Raw genomic sequence first — 17,151 nt, 5'->3', positions numbered from 1 at the left:
GGGCCTTCGCATGCGCTCTACGGCGCCACCGGACCGCTAGACGGCCTAGGCGGCCGGCAGCGTGTCCAGCTGGACCTTCAGCCGGGCGATGTCCGCCTCGGCCTTGGCCAGCCGGCCCTTGATCTTGTCCACGACGTTGTCGGGGGCCTTGGCGATGAACGCCTCGTTCCCGAGCTTCGCCTCGGCCTGCTGCTTCTCCTTCTCGGCGGCGGCCAGGTCCTTGCTCAGCCGCTTGCGCTCCGCCTCCACGTCGATGGTGCCCGACAGGTCGAGCGCGACGGTGGCGCCGCCGACCGGGAGGGTCGCCGTGGCACTGAAGTCGTCACCCTCGGGCTGGAGCCGCAGCACCTGGCGGATGGCGGCCTCGTGGGCGGCCAGCGCGGTCGCGGACAGGTCCAGGCGGGCCGGGACCTTCTGCTTGTCGTCCAGGCCCTGCTCCTTGCGGAACCGGCGGACCTCCCGGACCAGGCTCTGGACGCCCTCGATCTCGGCCTCGGCGGCCTCGTCGCGGAAGCCGCCCGGGGCGTCGGCCCCAGGGACGAACACGGCCTTGGGCCAGTCGGCGATCACCAGGGACTCGCCGCCCGTCAGCGTGGTCCACAGCGTTTCGGTGACGAAGGGGACCACCGGGTGCAGCAGCCGCAGCATGACGTCGAGGACCTCGCCGAGGACCCGGGCGGAGGCCTTGGCCGGCTCGCCGCCCGCGAAGAAGGTCGTCTTGGACAGCTCGACGTACCAGTCGAAGACCTCGTCCCACGCGAAGTGGTAGAGGGCCTCGCTGAGCTTCGAGAACTGATAGTCCTCGTAGTAGGCGTCGACCTGCGCGACCGTCTCGTTCAGCCGGGACAGGATCCAGCGGTCGGTCGCCGACAGCTCCTCGGCCGGCGGCAGCTCGCCCTCGATCGTGGCGCCGTTCATGAGCGCGAAGCGGGTGGCGTTCCAGATCTTGTTGGCGAACTTGCTGGAGGCCTGGACCCAGTCCTCGCCGATCGGGACGTCAGCACCCGGGTTGGCGCCCTTGGCCAGGGTGAAGCGGACGGCGTCCGAGCCGTACTTGTCCATCCAGTCCAGGGGGTCGACCGCGTTCGGGTTCGACTTCGACATCTTCTTGCCGAACTCGTCGCGGACGAGGCCGGTCAGCGCGATGGTGTGGAACGGCGCCTGGCCGTCCATCGCGTACAGGCCGAACATCATCATCCGGGCGACCCAGAAGAAGATGATGTCGTGACCGGTGAGCAGGACGTCGGTCGCGTAGAACTTCTCCAGGTCCGGGGTCTTCTCCGGCCAGCCGAGGGTCGAGAACGGCCACAGGCCGGAGGAGAACCAGGTGTCCAGGACGTCGGAGTCCTGCGTCCAGCCCTCGCCCGAGGGCGCCTCCTCGTCCGGTCCGACGCAGACGACCTGACCCTCGGGGCCGTACCAGATCGGGATCCGGTGGCCCCACCACAGCTGGCGCGAGATGCACCAGTCGTGCATGTTGTCGACCCAGTCGAAGTAGCGCTTCGACATGTCCTCGGGGTGGATCTTGACCCGGCCGTCACGGACGGCGTCACCGGCGGCCTGCGCCAGCGGGCCGACCTTGACCCACCACTGCAGGGACAGGCGCGGCTCGACCGTGGTCTTGCAGCGGGAGCAGTGCCCGACGGAGTGCATGTACGGACGCTTCTCGGCGACGATGCGGCCCTGCTCGCGCAGGGCTCCGACGATCGCGGACCGGGCCTCGAAGCGGTCCAGCCCGAGGAAGGGGCCGTGGACGGTGATGACACCGCGCTCGTCCATGACCGTCAGGTTGGGCAGCCCGTGGCGCTGGCCGATGGCGAAGTCGTTCGGGTCGTGCGCCGGGGTCACCTTGACGCAGCCGGTGCCGAACTCGGGGTCGACGTGGGTGTCCGCGACGACCGGGATCGAACGGTCGGTCAGCGGCAGCTTGATGAGCGTGCCGACCAGGTGCTTGTAGCGCTCGTCGTCCGGGTGGACGGCGATGGCGGTGTCACCGAGCATCGTCTCGGCGCGGGTGGTGGCGACGACGAGGGTGTTCTCGCCCTCCCCGTACTTGATGGAGACCAGCTCGCCCGCGTCCTCCTGGTACTCCACCTCGATGTCGGAGATGGCCGTCAGGCAGCGGGGGCACCAGTTGATGATGCGCTCGGCGCGGTAGATCAGCTCGTCGTCGTAGAGCTTCTTGAAGATCGTCTGGACGGCCTTGGAGAGGCCCTCGTCCATCGTGAAGCGCTCGCGGGACCAGTCGACGCCGTCGCCGAGCCGGCGCATCTGGCCGAGGATCTTGCCGCCGTACTCTTCCTTCCACTGCCAGACCCGCTCCACGAACTCCTCGCGGCCCAGGTCGTGGCGGGACTTGCCCTCCTCGGCGAGCTGCTGCTCGACCTTGTTCTGGGTGGCGATGCCCGCGTGGTCCATGCCGGGCAGCCACAGCGACTCGTAGCCCTGCATGCGCTTGCGGCGGGTCAGGGCGTCCATGAGCGTGTGCTGGAAGGCGTGGCCCAGGTGCAGGGAGCCGGTGACGTTCGGCGGCGGGATGACGATGGTGTACGCGGGCTTCTCGCTCGCGGAGTCCGCCGTGAAGTACCCACGCTCCACCCAGCGCTCGTAGAGCTTCCCCTCGTCGGCCGGTGCGTACGACGTCGGCAGTTCGGAGTAGGGGCTGCTGGGTGTCTGCGTGTTCTCGGTCACGAGCCACAGTTTAGGGCCGTAACGGTCCGGTCATGAAACCGGCTTAAGCGGGGCCCGGGGCCGTGCGCCCCTCCGGCTTCCGCCAGGATGTCCGGGACGGATAAACAACCTCATGGGGGGACGCGGGATGAGCTACAACCAGCCGGGGCCGTACGGAGGCCAGCAGCCGCAGCAGCCGGGGCCCTACGGGCAGCAGCCGCAGCAGCCCGGGCCCTACGGACAGCCCGGCCCCTACGGGCAGCAGCCGGCCCCGCAGCCCGGTTACGGGTACCCGCAGCAGGCCCCGCAGGGAATCCCGCAGCAGGGCTACCCCCAGCAGCAGCCCGGCTACCCGCCGCAGCAGCCCCCGTACGGCGGCTACCAGCAGCAGGCCCCGTACGGCGGCGGGATGCCCCCGCAGCAGCCCCCGAAGAAGTCCAAGGCCGGCGTGGTCATCGCCGTGGTCGTGGTGGTCGCCGTGATAGCGGGCGGCGGCTGGTACTTCACGAAGGGCGGCGGCGCCTCGGCCTCGATCTCCGCGGACACCAAGGGCTACAAGTTGACCTACCCGCAGGCCATCGACGGGTACGCACAGCAGCCATCGGCAAAGCCTGCGTCGGAGGCCCCCCTGGAAGGAGAGCAGAGGGCGAAGGCCGAGGCTCTCGGCGTGAAGAACCCACACAACGCGGCCGCTTCGTACTCGAACAGTCCGAGCGGCAAGGGTAAGACCCTGAGCTCCACTGGGCTATGGGGCGAGATTGCCGACCCGGAGAAGACCGTCGACGGCTACTACGCCAACATCGGCGTGAACAACAAAGAGGCGGAGAAGCTCGGATTCAAGTACGAACTGGTCGGCACCCCGACGGCGTTCACGCCGAGTGGATTCAAGGGCGCCGTGATGAAGTGCGCCGAAATCAAGATGACCGCCACCAAAGAGGTCAAGCCTGGAATGGTGCGCGAGGTGAAGATCCCCAGCTGTGCCTGGGCTGACTATTCCACCATGTCCGGTGCCAGCCTCATCGACCAAGTCGCAGGCCTGACCGGAGGCAGCAGCGGTTCACTCGAGGACGTGTCCAAGCTGGCCGCCAAGCTGTACAGCACGTCCCGCACCAAGATTTGACGGATCGGCCGACACCCCGCCTGTTGGCAGGTTCCAAGCAGAGCGCACAAGATGGCCGATCAACCAGAAAGCTTGAAGGCGAGCCCTCGGCTGAGGCCCCCTATCGCACATCTGGAGAAGCTCGAACCCTGAGGCATTGGGCCGACCTGGAAGGCGCTGCCACGGCGCCGCATCAGCGCCTTCCACCGCGCACCGACGAGATTAGGCTCGTCGCGAGGCCTGGTAACACGCTTCGCTACGGTGACCCGAGTTCGACACTCCCGCTTGCGCCAAGTAGGCCTGACAAGTGCTCTGACCTATGGAGCCCATCAGTCCCTGCTTCGCCCCCCAATCACACGCAGATATCACCTTGGGGCCTACGAGGTACCCCAGGTTATGCATGTAGTTGGTGCAGTCCCCCGATGTGGCATGGGCAGGTGACGCCAGGAGAACGGGCAACGCGCCCGCCATCGCTGTTGCCGCCATAATCCCGATCATCCGCCGCACTTTGATCATTAACCACTCCAACTAGTGAATGACTGCCAGACAGCAGTTGATCGCTAGTTGATCATTTGAACTCCACGAAGTCCAAAAAAAATCGAATATATGGCCGAATATTTTTCACGTGGCTGATCTTGGGCATGAGGAAGGGGCGCCCGCCGATGGCGGGCGCCCCTTCCTCATGCCTGCTGGCAGCTACGCCGACTTCTCGTGCGGGCCCTGGTCCTTCGGGACGATCCGCGGGACCAGCGTCGGGTTGACGTTGGAGCGGACCACGTCCGAGGTGATGACCACGCGGGCCACGTCCTTGCGGGACGGGACCTCGTACATCACCGACATCAGGACCTCTTCCATGATGGCGCGCAAGCCCCGCGCGCCCGTCTGGCGGAGGATCGCCTGGTCGGCGATGGCCTCCAGCGCCTCGCGCTCGAAGTCCAGCTCGACGCCGTCGAGTTCGAACAGCCGCTGGTACTGCTTGACCAGGGCGTTGCGCGGCTCGATCAGGATCTGGAGCAGGGCCTCGCGGTCCAGGTTGTGCACGGAGGTGATGACGGGCAGACGGCCGATGAACTCGGGGATCATCCCGAACTTCACCAGGTCCTCCGGCATGACCTCCTGGAACTGGTTGCTCGCCTCGATCTCGCGCTTCGAGCGGATCGTCGCCCCGAAGCCGATGCCCTTGGCGCCGGCGCGGGACTCGATGATCCGCTCCAGGCCGGAGAAGGCGCCGCCCACGATGAACAGCACGTTCGTCGTGTCGATCTGGATGAACTCCTGGTGCGGGTGCTTGCGGCCGCCCTGCGGCGGCACGGAAGCGGTGGTGCCTTCCAGGATCTTCAGGAGGGCCTGCTGCACGCCCTCGCCGCTCACGTCGCGCGTGATCGACGGGTTCTCGCTCTTGCGGGCGACCTTGTCGATCTCGTCGATGTAGATGATCCCGGTCTCGGCCTTCTTGACGTCGTAGTCGGCCGCCTGGATCAGCTTGAGCAGGATGTTCTCGACGTCCTCGCCGACGTACCCGGCCTCCGTCAGCGCCGTCGCGTCGGCGATGGCGAACGGGACGTTGAGCATGCGGGCGAGCGTCTGGGCCAGCAGGGTCTTGCCCGAGCCCGTGGGGCCCAGCAGCAGGATGTTGGACTTCGCGAGCTCGATCGCGTCGTCCCGGCCCGTCCCGCCGCCGTTCTCGCCGGCCTGGACGCGCTTGTAATGGTTGTACACAGCGACGGAGAGCACCTTCTTCGCCGGCTCCTGGCCGACGACGTAGCTCTCCAGGAACTCGTAGATCTCACGGGGCTTGGGAAGTTCTTCCCAGCGGACCTCGGAGGTCTCCGCGAGCTCCTCTTCGATGATCTCGTTGCAGAGGTCGATGCACTCGTCGCAGATGTACACACCGGGTCCCGCGATGAGCTTCTTCACCTGCTTCTGGCTCTTTCCGCAGAACGAGCACTTGAGCAGGTCGCCGCCGTCACCGATGCGTGCCACGAGGTGCTTCCCCTTCGCCTGGGAGACGCCTGGTTCAGCGCTCCTGGTGCCTCATATCCGACGGTACCTTGCCGGGGGCCCCGTGCGGGGCCCCCTTGACGTGGTTCACATCGCGTAATCCCGCGACGTGCCCACGCCAACTGGTGGCAAGGATCAGTTCGAAGTCTTGCGGGTGGCGACGACCTGGTCGATCAGGCCGTACGCCAGCGCGTCCTGGGCCGTGAGGATCTTGTCGCGCTCGATGTCGTCGCGGATCTTCTCGATCGGCGTCGAGGAGTGCAGGGCCAGCATGTTCTCCAGCTGGTCGCGCATCCGCAGGATCTCGTTGGCCGCGATCTCCAGGTCGGAGAGCTGCTCGCGGCCGGTGCCACCGGAGGGCTGGTGGATCAGCACGCGGGCGTTCGGCAGCGCCATGCGCTTGCCGGGGGCGCCGGCGGCGAGCAGGACCGCGGCGGCGGAGGCCGCCTGGCCCATGCAGACCGTCGAGATGTCCGGCTTCACGAACTGCATCGTGTCGTAGATGGCCGTCAGCGCGGTGAAGGAGCCACCGGGGCTGTTGATGTACAGGTAGATGTCGCGGTCCGGGTCCATCGACTCCAGGCACAGCAGCTGCGCCATGACGTCGTTGGCCGAGGCGTCGTCGATCTGCACGCCGAGGAAGATGATGCGCTCCTCGAACAGCTTGGCGTACGGGTCGTACTCGCGGACGCCCTGCGAGGTGCGCTCCACGAAGCGCGGCACGACGTAACGGTTGTCCACCGGCGCGCCGGTGTAGAGGCCGCTCGCGGGAGAAAGGTTGTTCATGTGCATCTGGGTGTTCACCATCCTGGTGGCGTTCTGCGGGCTGAGACTTGCCTGGTGCGGGCGGGCGTACGAGCCCCCGTACGGGTTCTCGCGCGCCGGGGCCGGGATCAGGCCCCGGTGCCGCCGCCGCCGGGGGCCAGGGACGCGGCGGAGATGATCTCGTCGATGAGGCCGTAAGCCTTGGCCTCTTCCGCCGTGTACCAGCGGTCGCGGTCGCCGTCGCGGATGATCGTCTCCACGGTCTGGCCGGAGTGGTGGGCGGTGATCTCAGCCATGCGCTGCTTCGTGCGCAGCAGGTACTGGGCCTGGATCTTGATGTCCGAGGCGGTGCCACCGATGCCGGCGGAGCCCTGGTGCATCAGGATGTCGGTGTTCGGGAGCGCGAAGCGCTTGCCCGCGGTGCCGCCGGTGAGCAGGAACTGGCCCATGGAGGCCGCCATGCCCATACCGATGGTGACGACGTCGTTCGGGATGAACTGCATGGTGTCGTAGACCGCCATGCCGGCCGTCACCGAGCCGCCGGGGCTGTTGATGTACAGGTAGATGTCCTTGTCCGGCTCGGCGGCCAGGAGAAGGAGCTGCGCCGTGATCTTGTTCGCGATGTCGTCGTCGACCTGCTGGCCGAGGAAGATGATGCGCTCGCCGAGCAGCCGGTTGTAGACATGGTCGCCGAGGCCGCCACCGATGGACGGCTCACCCGCGGCGTAAGGCTTCAGATTCGTCACGTATCCACCTGCTCGTCTCCGACGGCCATGTGCCGTCTCAGCGTCTCGTTCTGGGGCGCGGACCAACCGTGCGGACGATGTCCGCCGGCGTCGGGTACTCCCGTGCCCTCGTATTCATGGACCCTAACGCGCAGGTGGGACAACGCCATCCCGCTTCCCGAACTGTTCGCTCGGAGCGCAAGGTAAGGGACCCGTCACCGGAGCCTTTCCACCGGCAAACCGAAGGGCCCGGACGCGATGGCGTACGGGCCCCTCGGACCTTGCTAAAGCACTGCTCAGCGGGGGTGACCCCGGGTGTTACTTGGCTTCGTCGGCCGCGATCTCGCCGTCGGCCTCGACCACGTTCTCGACGGTCTCGGCGGCCTGCTCGACGGCGTTCTCGTCGTCCTCGTCGTCGGAGAGGTCGACGACCTCACCGTTGGTGTCGGTGACCTTGGCGGCCTCGACGACGGCCGCGAGGGCCTTGCCGCGGGCGACCTCGCCGACGAGCGTCGGAACCTGGCCACCCTCGACGACCGCCTGGGCGAACTGGTCGGGGGACATGCCGGAGGAAGCGGCGCGGCGCATGAGGTGCTCGGTGAGCTCCTCCTGGTTGACGTTCAGCTTCTCCTTGTTGACCAGCTCGTCGAGGACGAACTGGGTCTTGATGCCCTTGATCGCCTGCTCGGCGGTCTCGGCGTCGAACTCCTCGACCGTCTTGCCCTGGATCTCGAGGTACTTCTCGATGGACAGACCCATCTGACCGAGCTGGTGGTGCTCCAGGTTGTGCTTGCGGGTCTGGACCTCGTCCGCGAGGAGCTTCTCGGGGATCGGGACCTCGACGAGCTCCAGCAGCTTCTCCAGGACGCGCTCCTGGGCCTGCGTGGCCTGGTCGTACTGCTTCATGTTCTCGAGGCGCTTGCGGCTGTCGGCCTTCAGCTCCTCGAGGGTGTCGAACTCGCTGGCCAGGCCGGCGAACTCGTCGTCCAGCTCCGGCAGCTCACGGGCGGAGACCTTGGTGACCTTGACGGTGACCTCGGCGTCCTTGCCCTCGGCGGAGCCGCCCTTCAGCTGGGAGGCGAAGGTGGCCTCGCCACCGGCCTCCAGGCCCTTGACGGCCTCGTCGATGCCCTCGAGGAGCTCGCCCGAGCCGATGGTGTAGGAGACGTCCTGGGCGACACCGTCCTCCAGCACCTCGCCGTCGACCTTGGCCTCGAGGTCGATCGTGACGACGTCGCCGTCCTGGGCGGCGCGCTCGACGTCCTTGGTGGACGCGAAACGGCCGCGCAGCTGCTCGACCGACTTCTCGACGTCCTCGTCCGAGACCTCGATGGCGTCCACGGTGACCTCGATGCCGGAGTAGTCCGGGATCTCGATCGCGGGGCGGATGTCGACCTCGGCGGTGAAGGACAGCAGCTCGCCGTCCTTCAGCTCCGTGATGTCCACCTCGGGCTGGCCCAGCGGGTTCAGGTCGGCCTCGTTGACCGCCTCGGTGTAGAACTTCGGGAGGGCGTCGTTGACGGCCTCCTCCAGCACCGCACCGCGGCCGAAGCGCTGGTCGATGACGCGGGCCGGGATCTTGCCCTTGCGGAAGCCCTTCACCGTGACCTGCTGGTTGATCTTCTTGTAGGCCGCGTCGAGGCTGTCCTTGAGCTCCTCGAAGGGCACCTCAACAGTGAGCCGAACCCGAGTCGGATTCAGGGTCTCCACGGCGCTCTTCACGGTTCGGTCTCCTTGTGGCTGACTGCTGGGGGTCTCTGCTGTCGCCGCGCTCTCGCGGTTCTCAGCGGATCGGGCCCGGTACATCAGACACACGGGCACGCAGCTTGCATAGTAGCCGCAAGCGGCAATCAGCCCACAACGCGATCTTCGACGCGATCTCCTGGAGGGGTCGCGGGGCGCGTGCGGAGGACGCACGTAGGACGTACGGCGAACGTACGGAGGACGTATCGCCAGGCGCCGAGTGGGGACCGTTCTCCCACTGAGCGCCACTCCTGCTGGTCGGGGTGGCCGGATTCGAACCGACGACCTTCCGCTCCCAAAGCGGACGCGCTACCAAGCTGCGCCACACCCCGTCGGTGCGACACGTAGGGTACATGCCCGAAGACCCTCCGCCGTGCGGAGTTTCGGCGAAAGCGCCGACGCGCCCGCACGCGGGCCCCGAATGTGGTGTGCGATCCCCCGCCGGGACCCGCTAGGATGCTGTTCGTGCCGAGGTCCCCGGACCTGCGGCGCACGCGTTGCGGGTGTAGCTCAATGGTAGAGCACTAGTCTTCCAAACTAGCTACGCGGGTTCGATTCCCGTCACCCGCTCAGAAGTACTGAAGGGCCAGGTCAGAGGACGTTTCCTCGACCTGGCCCTTCGTCGTTCCCGGGGCGCGGCAGTGGCCGGGATGCGGTCACCGGTGGGTGACCGCGGCCCCGGCGGCGCTCAGAGCTTGATGCCCGCGATGGTGTCCGCGAGGGAGTTCAGGAACCGGTTGACGTCCGGCGCGATGGAGCTCGACGCGAGGAAGAAGCCGAAGAGGACCGCGACGACCGCGGGGCCGGCCTTGAGGTGGCCGCCGCGGACGAGCACCACGAGGATGATCGCCAACAGAACGACTACTGACAGCGAAATGGCCACTTCTGATCACACCTTCGGTCGTCCCCTGGTCGGCCCGGGGCGCGGCCAGGCGCACCCCCATATGGTCCATCCTCCCACCAACAGGGCCCGGCTATCCGTCCCGTGACGAAGAGACAGTGGCGCATTTGCTTCAGGGTGCGGTCAGACCCAGCAGCGAACGGACATAGGCGTACTTGCCGGACAATCGGTCCCGGGTGGCGGGGTCGAGGACCGCGAGGCGGGCCGGGTCCGCGTTGTGAGCCAGGTCGGCCTCCTTGACCAGGAGGGCGCCGGGGGTGGCGAGGATGCGGGCCGTGTACTCCTCGAGCGGTTCGCCGGGGCGTTTGGTGAGGGACAGGACCATGTCCTTGACGGGCTGCGGGAGTCCGGCCGATTCCAGCCAGGCCGGGGTGAGGGCGTCGTCCTCGATCGCGTCGTGGAGCCAGGCCGCCGCCTGCTGTTCGGCGGTGCCCCCGCGGACCCGGACGCCCTCGGCCACGGCCGCGAGGTGCTCCGCGTACGGCCGGCCGGCCTTGTCGGTCTGGCCCTCGTGCGCGGCGCGGGCCAGGGCCTCGACCTCGATCAGCGTCAGCGGTCCGTCCGTCATCCGAGCTCCTTCGCCGCCGTGTGGAGGGCCTGCGCGACCCGGCGCACATCCGCCTGCGTGGTGCGCCAGTTGGAGAACGCGGCGCGCAGGGCGGGGGTTCCCGCGTACGTCGTGGGCGTGACGAAGACCTCCGGTCCGACGGCTTCGCGCAGGGCCGTGAGGCGGGCGGCGGTGGGCCGCGCGGTGAGGGTGAAGCAGACGACGTTCAGCCGGACGGGTGCCAGGACGGTGAAGGAGGGGCCCTGGTCGAGGGCCTCGCCGAGGGAGCGGGCGCAGGCGATGTCGCGTTCGACGATCTCCCGGTGGCCCTGGCGGCCGTAGGCGCGCAGGGTGAACCAGGCGGCCAGAGCGCGCAGTCGGTGGGAGTTCTCCGGGGTGAGGTGGACCAGGTCGGGGTTGTCGCCGAGAGGGCCGAGGTAGGCGGCGGCGTTCTGGAAGACGCGGGCCTGGAGGTCCTGGCGGCGGGTGAACTGCACGGCGCTGTCGTAGGGGACGTTGAGCCACTTGTGCAGGTCGACGCAGACGGAGTCGGAGGCGTCGAGGCCGGCGGTGAGGTGGGCGTGTTCCGGGGACAGGGCGGCGAACGCGCCGAACGCGGCGTCCGTGTGCAGCCAGAAGTCGTGGCGCCCGCGCAGTGCGGCGATGGCGTGGAGGTCGTCGAAGTCCACGGTGTTGACGGTGCCGGCGTTGGCGACGACCACGGCGGGGCGGCCGGGCGTATCGGCGAGCGCGCGTTCCAGGGCGGCGGGGTCGACGGCCTCGCGGCCGGGCAGGGTCGGTACGGGGACCAGGGCGCTGCGGCCGAGTCCGAGGACGGAGAGGGCCTTGGCGATGGAGGAGTGCGGGGCGCCGGACAGGACGCGGACGGGGCCGAGCGCGGCCGCGCCGTCCTCGGCCGGGGAGACGCCGAGGCGTTCGCCGAGCCATTCGCGGGCGATGGCCAGGCCGGTGGTGTTGGACATGGTGGCGCCGCTGACGAACGTGCCGGTGTGGGCGTCGGAGAGGTGGAAGAGGTCGCGGAGCCAGGCGACGGTCTCGCGTTCGAGGTCCTGGCCGGCGCCGTCCAGGGCGGAGTTGGAGTTCTGGTCGTGCGCGGCGGTGAGCCAGTCGCCCGCGAGGGCGGCGGGGGTGGCGCCGCCGGTGACGAAGCCGAGGTAGCGGGGGCCGGCGGAGGCCGACAGCCGCGGGGCCCAGCGGCCGGCGAAGTCGGCGAGGGCCGCTCCGGTGCCCGATCCGTGCTCGGGCAGGGCTCCGGGCGCGTGCGGCCCGTGCGGGTGCTGCGGCCCGTGCGGGTGCTGCGGGTGCTGCGGCCCGTCCGGGCGGGGCGGCGCTACGACGGGACGCGCGTCCAGGGCCGCCAGGGCCTCGGCGGCGGCGTCGCGGGTGGCGTCGAGGAGGGCGGGGAGGTTGGCGAGGTCTTCGGCGAGCGTGCGGTCCATGGGGGCACGGTAGGGGTGCGGGGGCCCGGTGGACCGGGCCAATCGGGCACGGGTGGCCTCCGGTGGCCGACGGGCCGGTCGGGGCTGCCCGCCTGGGTGGCCTGCCCGGCCCGTGGCCTGCCGGACTCGGCGCGGGTGGCCTCCTGGCCGGTGGACTGCCGGTTCGGGTGGCCCGTCGGGCCGTGGGCTGCCGGACTCGGCGCGGGTGGCCTCCTGGCCGGTGGACTGCCGGTTCGGGTGGCCCGTCGGGCCGTGGGCTGCCGGACTCGGCGCGGGTGGCCTCCTGGCCGGTGGACTGCCGGTTCGGGTGGCCCGTCGGGCCGTGGGCTGCCGGACTCGGCGCGGGTGGCCTCCTGGCCGGTGGACTGCCGGTTCGGGTGGCCCGTCGGGCCGTGGGCTGCCGGACTCGGCGCGGGTGGCCTCCTGGCCGGTGGACTGCCGGTTCGGGTGGCCCGTCGGGCCGTGGGCTGCCGGACTCGGCGCGGGTGGCCTCCTGGCCGGTGGACTGCCGGTTCGGGTGGCCCGTCGGGCCGTGGGCTGCCGGACTCGGCGCGGGTGGCCTCCTGGCCGGTGGACTGCCGGTTCGGGTGGCCCGTCGGGCCGTGGGCTGCCGGACTCGGGGCGGGTGGGCCGGGGTGCCCGGAGGCACGTGTGGGTTTCGGCCCGGGGAGCGGGGCCGGGCGCGGGGATGCCCGTCGGGCGCTGCGTGGGGGTGTCCCCTGCCCTCCCCCAGACTCCGTCCGGGGGGACCCCCGCTTACACCGTTCCCCGGGCTCCGCCCGGACCCCTGCCTCGTGCGGCGGCGTTGCCGGGGGACAGCCCGACGACCCCCGCGCCTCAAACGCCGGCGGGGCTGGATGGGGCAGCCCGTCCGGTACTGGATGTGTCAGCCCGTCCGGCGTTTGAGGAGCGGGGGCTGGGGGCCTCAGGTGCGGGGGTGGCGGAGGGCGCGGCGGGCCGGGAGGGTGGTGGCTGTCAGGGCCAGGGCGATCGCGGCCGCCGCGAAGGAGGCGTAGAGCACGGGCGGGACGTACGGGGCGGTGCCCGTCACGGCCCGGGTCAGCGGGATCAGCGTGGCCAGGGCGATCGCCGAGCCCAGCGTGATGCCCGCGCCGCTGACCAGGAGGGCCTCCCAGCGGAGCATCCGCAGCACCTGGCGGCGGGTGGAGCCGACCAGACGGAGCATGCCCAGTTCGCGGCGCCGGTCGAGGACGGTCATGACCAGGGTGTTGGCGGCGGCGACGGCCGCGAAGCCGCCGAGGACGGCCGCCATGGTCGTATTGGCCCAGGCGTTGACCTCGCGTTCCAGGCTCTGGGCGGTGGTCCAGGCGGAAGCGGACTGCGCCGGGCCGAGGTCCGCCGGGAGCGGGCCGCGGACCAGGAGTTCCGTGGGGCGGCCGGCGGTGGTGTGGCCGGCCAGGTCGGCGGCCGGGAGGGTGATCTCGCCGAGGCCGAGGCCGCGGGAGTAGACGGCCACGATCTCGGGGGTGGTGCGGGTGCCGTCCGGTAGGCGCAGCTCGATGCTGTCGCCGACGACGGCCTGGTCGGCGTCGGCCAGGGTCCGGTCGACTGCGACCTTGCCGGGGGCCAGCCGGGCGAGGTCCCCCGAGCGCACGCCCAGGTCCTCGACGGTGGTGATGTCCCCGGTGACGCCCTGGGCGGAGGCGCTCTGGATCAGGCGCTCCGCTCCGGAGCCGACGACGGCGAGGACGGAGGTACGGGTGAGCGCGACCGCCCCGGCCGCGACCGCCCGGTCCGGGTCGTCGGGGTCGGTGACGACGTGGTCGGCGAGCAGCCCGGCCTCCTGCTGCTGGCGCACGGCCCGGTCCTGGCTGGTGTGGAGGAAGACCAGGGTGGAGGAGAAGGCCATGGCGAGCACGATCGGGGTGATCGCGGAGGCGAGGCGGCGGGAGTTGGTACGGGAGTTGGCCGCGGCCAGGGAGCCGGCGGCGCCGGCGGCGCGCAGGGGCAGTCCGAACAGGGCGGCGCAGGCACGGGCGATCAGCGGGCCGAGCAGGGCGACGGCGAGCATGAAGAGCATGACGACGCCGAGCGCGGCGTTGGCGGCGTCGGGTCCGCTGCTGGTGGCGGCCAGGCTCGCGCAGGCGGCGCCGCCGGCGAGGGCGGCGAGGCCCAGCGGGGTACGGATCCACCCGGGCCGCAGGCGTTCCACGGCGGCCGCGGCGAGGGCCTGGCCGGGGCGGATGCGGGCGGGGCGGCGGGCGGCGGCCCAGCCGGCGAGCAGGGCGGTGACGAGTGCGATGCCGAGGGCCCCGGCCAGGGGGATCCAGCCGACGGTCAGGTCCACGTCGGCCGGGATCGCGCCCTTGGCCTTGAGCTGGCCGAACCACCAGGAGGCCAGGGCGATGCCGGGTACGCAGCCCAGTACGCCCGCGACCGGCGCGACGAGCAGGGCTTCGGTGGCGACCGTACGGCGGATCTGGCGCGGGGTGGCTCCGACGGCGCGCAGCAGGGCGAACTCGCGGGAGCGCTGGCCGACTGAGAGCGCGACGGTGCCGGCGGCGGTGAAGACGGCGACGAGGGTGGCGATGCCGCCGAAGGAGCCGCCGAGGCCGGCCAGCACTTCCTTGGCGCCCGCGAGCTGCGGGTCCATGGCACGGTCGGCGCCGGTCAGGACCTGGGCGCGGCCGTCGACGGCGGCCCGGACCCGTTCGGCGTCGGCTCCGTAGACCGCGATGGCGTCCACGGTCGCGGGGTGTCCGGAGAGGGCGCGTGCTTCGGTGTCGGAGAACCAGGCGCCCGGGCGGTCGGTGCGTCCGACGACCCGGAACTCCCGCTTCCCGGCGGGGGTGTCAAGCGTGACCCGGCCGGGTCCGTCGCCGCCGCCGAGGACGACTTCGCCCGCCCCGGCCGGGGCGCGGCCCGCGCGCAGCTCCACGGGGCTGAAGGTGGTGGAGCCCCACCCGTACGCGTCGAAGGCCCGTCCGGGGCCGACGGCGCCGGCGGCACCAACAGCGCCGTTCGGGTCCGCGGCTCCCGCGGCGCGGGTCAGGCCGGCGGCTCCGGCAGCACCGGCGGCACGGACAGCACCGGTCGGGTCGGCGGGTCCGGAGGGTCCGGCGGGTGCGGAGGGTGCGGAGGGTCCGGAGGGTCCGGAGGGTCCGGAGGCATTGGATGCTCCGGCCGCACCGGCGGGTCCGGAAGCATTGGATGCTCCGGCGGTACCGGAGGCTCCGGCAGCGCTGGCGGTACCGGCAGTACCAACGGCGCCCGTCGGACCGGAAGCACCGGTCGGGACGGCAGCCCCCGGGCCGGTCGTGGCCCGGACGGGGAACGTCAGGTCGGGGACAGCGCGCCCCAGTGGGGCCAGCCGGTCCAGGAGGGCGGCGTCCACGCGGGCGTGTTCCGGGACCTGCGCGGAGACGTCGTAGGCCCCCTCGCCGCTGCCCACCCGCAGGGTGACCTGCTGGTCGGCGGCGACGACGACGGGGACCTCGGCGTACCTGGTCGGCGGGACGCCCGCCCGGAGCCCGGTCTCCAGCAGGACTCCGCAGGCGGAGACGATGGCGACGGTCATGAGCAGGGCGACGAAGGTCCCGGCGAAGGCGGCGGGGCGGAAGCGGAGCGCGGCGCGGGCCAGGCCGTTGGGACGCGGGCCTGGAAGGAGGCGGCGCCGGGTGCGGGACGGCATCAGGCGGCCGCCCCTGCGTAGCGGGCGGCGGGGGTGGTCAGTGCGGTCATCCGCGCGGTGATCGTGGCGGCGGAGCTGCGCGGGAGCCGGTCGGTGATCAGGCCGTCGGCCAGGAAGAGCACCTGGTCGGCGTGGGCGGCGGCGGCCGGGTCGTGGGTGACCATGACGACGGTGGCTCCGAGGGTGTCCACGGCGGTCCGCAGCAGGCCGAGGACCTCCGCGGCGGTGGTGGTGTCGAGGGCGCCGGTGGGCTCGTCGGCGAAGACCACGTCGGGGCGGGTGACCAGGGCGCGGGCGATGGCCACGCGCTGCTGCTGGCCGCCGGAGAGTTCGGCGGGGCGGCGCCGGCCCTTGCCCTCCAGGCCGACGCGGGCGAGCAGCTCGGCGGCGCGGTCCTGGCCCTGCGCGGCGGCGCGGCCGCCGGCCAGGCGCATGGGGAGCAGGACGTTCTGCTCGACGGTGAGGGAGGGCAGCAGGTTGAAGGCCTGGAAGACGAAGCCGAGGCGGCTGCGGCGCAGTTCGGTGAGCTGGTTCTCGTTCATGCCGGTGATCTCGGCGCCGCCTAGGCGGACGGAGCCCCCGGTGGGGAGGTCGAGCCCGGCGGCGCACTGGAGGAAGGTGGACTTGCCGGAGCCGGAGGGGCCCATCACGGCGGTGAAGCTGCCGCGCGGGAGGGTGAGGTCGATGCCGCGCAGGGCGTGGACGGTGGTGGCGCCGTGGCCGTACCGGCGCTGGACTCCGCGCAGCTCCACGGCGGCGGTGGGGTCATGGGACTCCCCGGCCTGACCGGCCTGACCGGCCCCACCGGCCTGACCGGCCCATCCGGCCGGTGCCGGCCGCTGCTCGGTCCGTCGTTTGCTCCGCCGGAGCCCCATGGTGTGCCGCCTTCCGTGCCCGTCGACCACCCGGTGGTGATCGTGTCTTCGACGCTACGGAGGTCGGACGGTCCGTGACCATGACGGAGGCAGGCGGACCGGGGGTGGGGTAAACCCGACCCTCCTGCGGCCCGGACCGGCGAGGCTTTGTCCCCTACCCGCCCTTCGCCCGTTCCCCGGGCTGCGCCCGGACCCCTTCTGGGGCTCCGCCCCAGACCCCGCTCCTCAAACGCCGGAGGGGCTGGAATTTGGCCGGCGTCAGCCCGCGCGAACAACGCCCCGCAGGACCGCACGGGGCCGGGTCCGGGCGGAACCCCGGGAACGGGCCAAGGCCACGGAACCAGAAAGGTCTGAGGCCCTGGCGAAGGCCGGGGAACGAGCGAAGTGCACGGAACGAGCGAAGCCCCGGGACGAGCGAAGCCCCGGGACGAGCGAAGCTCGGGGACGAGCGAAGGCCAAGGACAGGCGAAGCCCGGGGACAGGCGAAGGCCAAGGACAGGCGAAGCCCGGGGACAGGCGAAGGCCAAGGACCGAGCCAAGGACAAGGACAGGCGAAGGCCAAGGACCGAGCCGAGGCCAAGGACCAGGCCAAGGACAAGGACAAGGGCCAGGCGAGGCCAAGGACCGGCCAAGGCCAAGGACCGGGCGGCCAGGGACCGGGCGCGGCCAAGTAGGGGGCAAGCCCTGCAGGCCCGCCCGCCCGCACCCACCCG

At 71.0% G+C, this 17,151-nt stretch carries 11 protein-coding genes and 2 tRNA genes; 2 read left to right on the top strand and 11 right to left on the bottom strand.

Annotation, left to right across the window (positions count from 1 at the left end; all coding sequences use genetic code 11):
• Nucleotides 1-45: 45 nt before the first annotated feature.
• Nucleotides 46-2,691 carry a valine--tRNA ligase gene (locus tag OG904_RS20185; protein ID WP_405492899.1) on the bottom strand — a complete coding sequence of 882 codons (2,646 nt, stop codon included), beginning with the start codon at nt 2,689-2,691 and terminating at the stop codon, nt 46-48.
• Nucleotides 2,692-2,818: 127 nt separating this feature from the next.
• Here OG904_RS20185 and OG904_RS20180 point away from each other — a divergent pair, with 127 nt between their 5' ends.
• Entirely contained in the window at nt 2,819-3,790 is a 972-nt protein-coding gene (locus OG904_RS20180) for a hypothetical protein (RefSeq protein WP_405492897.1), read from the top strand.
• Between the two features lie 675 nt (nt 3,791-4,465).
• On the opposite strand, the gene clpX is transcribed toward OG904_RS20180, so the two are convergent.
• The 5 genes from clpX to OG904_RS20155 form a co-directional block, all read right to left on the bottom strand.
• Nucleotides 4,466-5,752: an ATP-dependent Clp protease ATP-binding subunit ClpX gene (gene clpX, locus OG904_RS20175; protein ID WP_405492895.1), complete on the bottom strand. Its 1,287-nt coding sequence runs from the start codon at nt 5,750-5,752 to the stop codon at nt 4,466-4,468.
• Between the two features lie 153 nt (nt 5,753-5,905).
• A complete protein-coding gene (locus OG904_RS20170; protein ID WP_328298620.1) occupies nt 5,906-6,577 on the bottom strand; it encodes an ATP-dependent Clp protease proteolytic subunit in 672 nt (223 codons plus the stop codon).
• 86 nt (nt 6,578-6,663) lie between these two features.
• Nucleotides 6,664-7,281 carry an ATP-dependent Clp protease proteolytic subunit gene (locus OG904_RS20165; protein WP_405492893.1) on the bottom strand — a complete coding sequence of 206 codons (618 nt, stop codon included), beginning with the start codon at nt 7,279-7,281 and terminating at the stop codon, nt 6,664-6,666.
• Nucleotides 7,282-7,578: 297 nt separating this feature from the next.
• Entirely contained in the window at nt 7,579-8,982 is a 1,404-nt protein-coding gene (tig, locus tag OG904_RS20160) for a trigger factor (protein ID WP_405492891.1), read from the bottom strand.
• Between the two features lie 276 nt (nt 8,983-9,258).
• A tRNA-Pro gene (locus tag OG904_RS20155) sits at nt 9,259-9,335 on the bottom strand.
• Between the two features lie 167 nt (nt 9,336-9,502).
• On the opposite strand from OG904_RS20155, the gene OG904_RS20150 reads away from it, so the two are divergent.
• Nucleotides 9,503-9,573: transfer RNA gene (locus tag OG904_RS20150), tRNA-Gly, on the top strand.
• Between the two features lie 118 nt (nt 9,574-9,691).
• On the opposite strand, the gene OG904_RS20145 is transcribed toward OG904_RS20150, so the two are convergent.
• The 5 genes from OG904_RS20145 to OG904_RS20125 all read right to left on the bottom strand — a co-directional run bounded on the left by OG904_RS20145 (nt 9,692) and on the right by OG904_RS20125 (nt 16,438).
• Nucleotides 9,692-9,886, bottom strand: coding sequence for a hypothetical protein (locus OG904_RS20145; RefSeq protein ID WP_405492889.1), 195 nt, complete (start codon nt 9,884-9,886; stop codon nt 9,692-9,694).
• A gap of 130 nt (nt 9,887-10,016) precedes the next feature.
• Nucleotides 10,017-10,472, bottom strand: coding sequence for an HD domain-containing protein (locus OG904_RS20140; RefSeq protein ID WP_405492887.1), 456 nt, complete (start codon nt 10,470-10,472; stop codon nt 10,017-10,019).
• Nucleotides 10,469-11,911 carry a pyridoxal phosphate-dependent decarboxylase family protein gene (locus tag OG904_RS20135; protein ID WP_405492885.1) on the bottom strand — a complete coding sequence of 481 codons (1,443 nt, stop codon included), beginning with the start codon at nt 11,909-11,911 and terminating at the stop codon, nt 10,469-10,471. Before OG904_RS20135 ends, OG904_RS20140 begins: the two co-directional genes overlap by 4 nt.
• A gap of 925 nt (nt 11,912-12,836) precedes the next feature.
• Complete coding sequence (locus OG904_RS20130) at nt 12,837-15,563, bottom strand: ABC transporter permease (protein WP_405492883.1); 2,727 nt, start codon at nt 15,561-15,563, stop codon at nt 12,837-12,839.
• Nucleotides 15,563-16,438: an ABC transporter ATP-binding protein gene (locus tag OG904_RS20125; protein WP_405492881.1), complete on the bottom strand. Its 876-nt coding sequence runs from the start codon at nt 16,436-16,438 to the stop codon at nt 15,563-15,565. The genes OG904_RS20130 and OG904_RS20125 overlap by 1 nt, the downstream gene beginning before the upstream one ends.
• Nucleotides 16,439-17,151 lie beyond the last annotated feature (713 nt).

Origin of the sequence: Streptomyces sp. NBC_00096 (assembly GCF_045041305.1) — a bacterium.
Lineage (GTDB): Bacteria > Actinomycetota > Actinomycetes > Streptomycetales > Streptomycetaceae > Streptomyces.
This window is presented reverse-complemented; position numbering and strand designations above follow the sequence as displayed.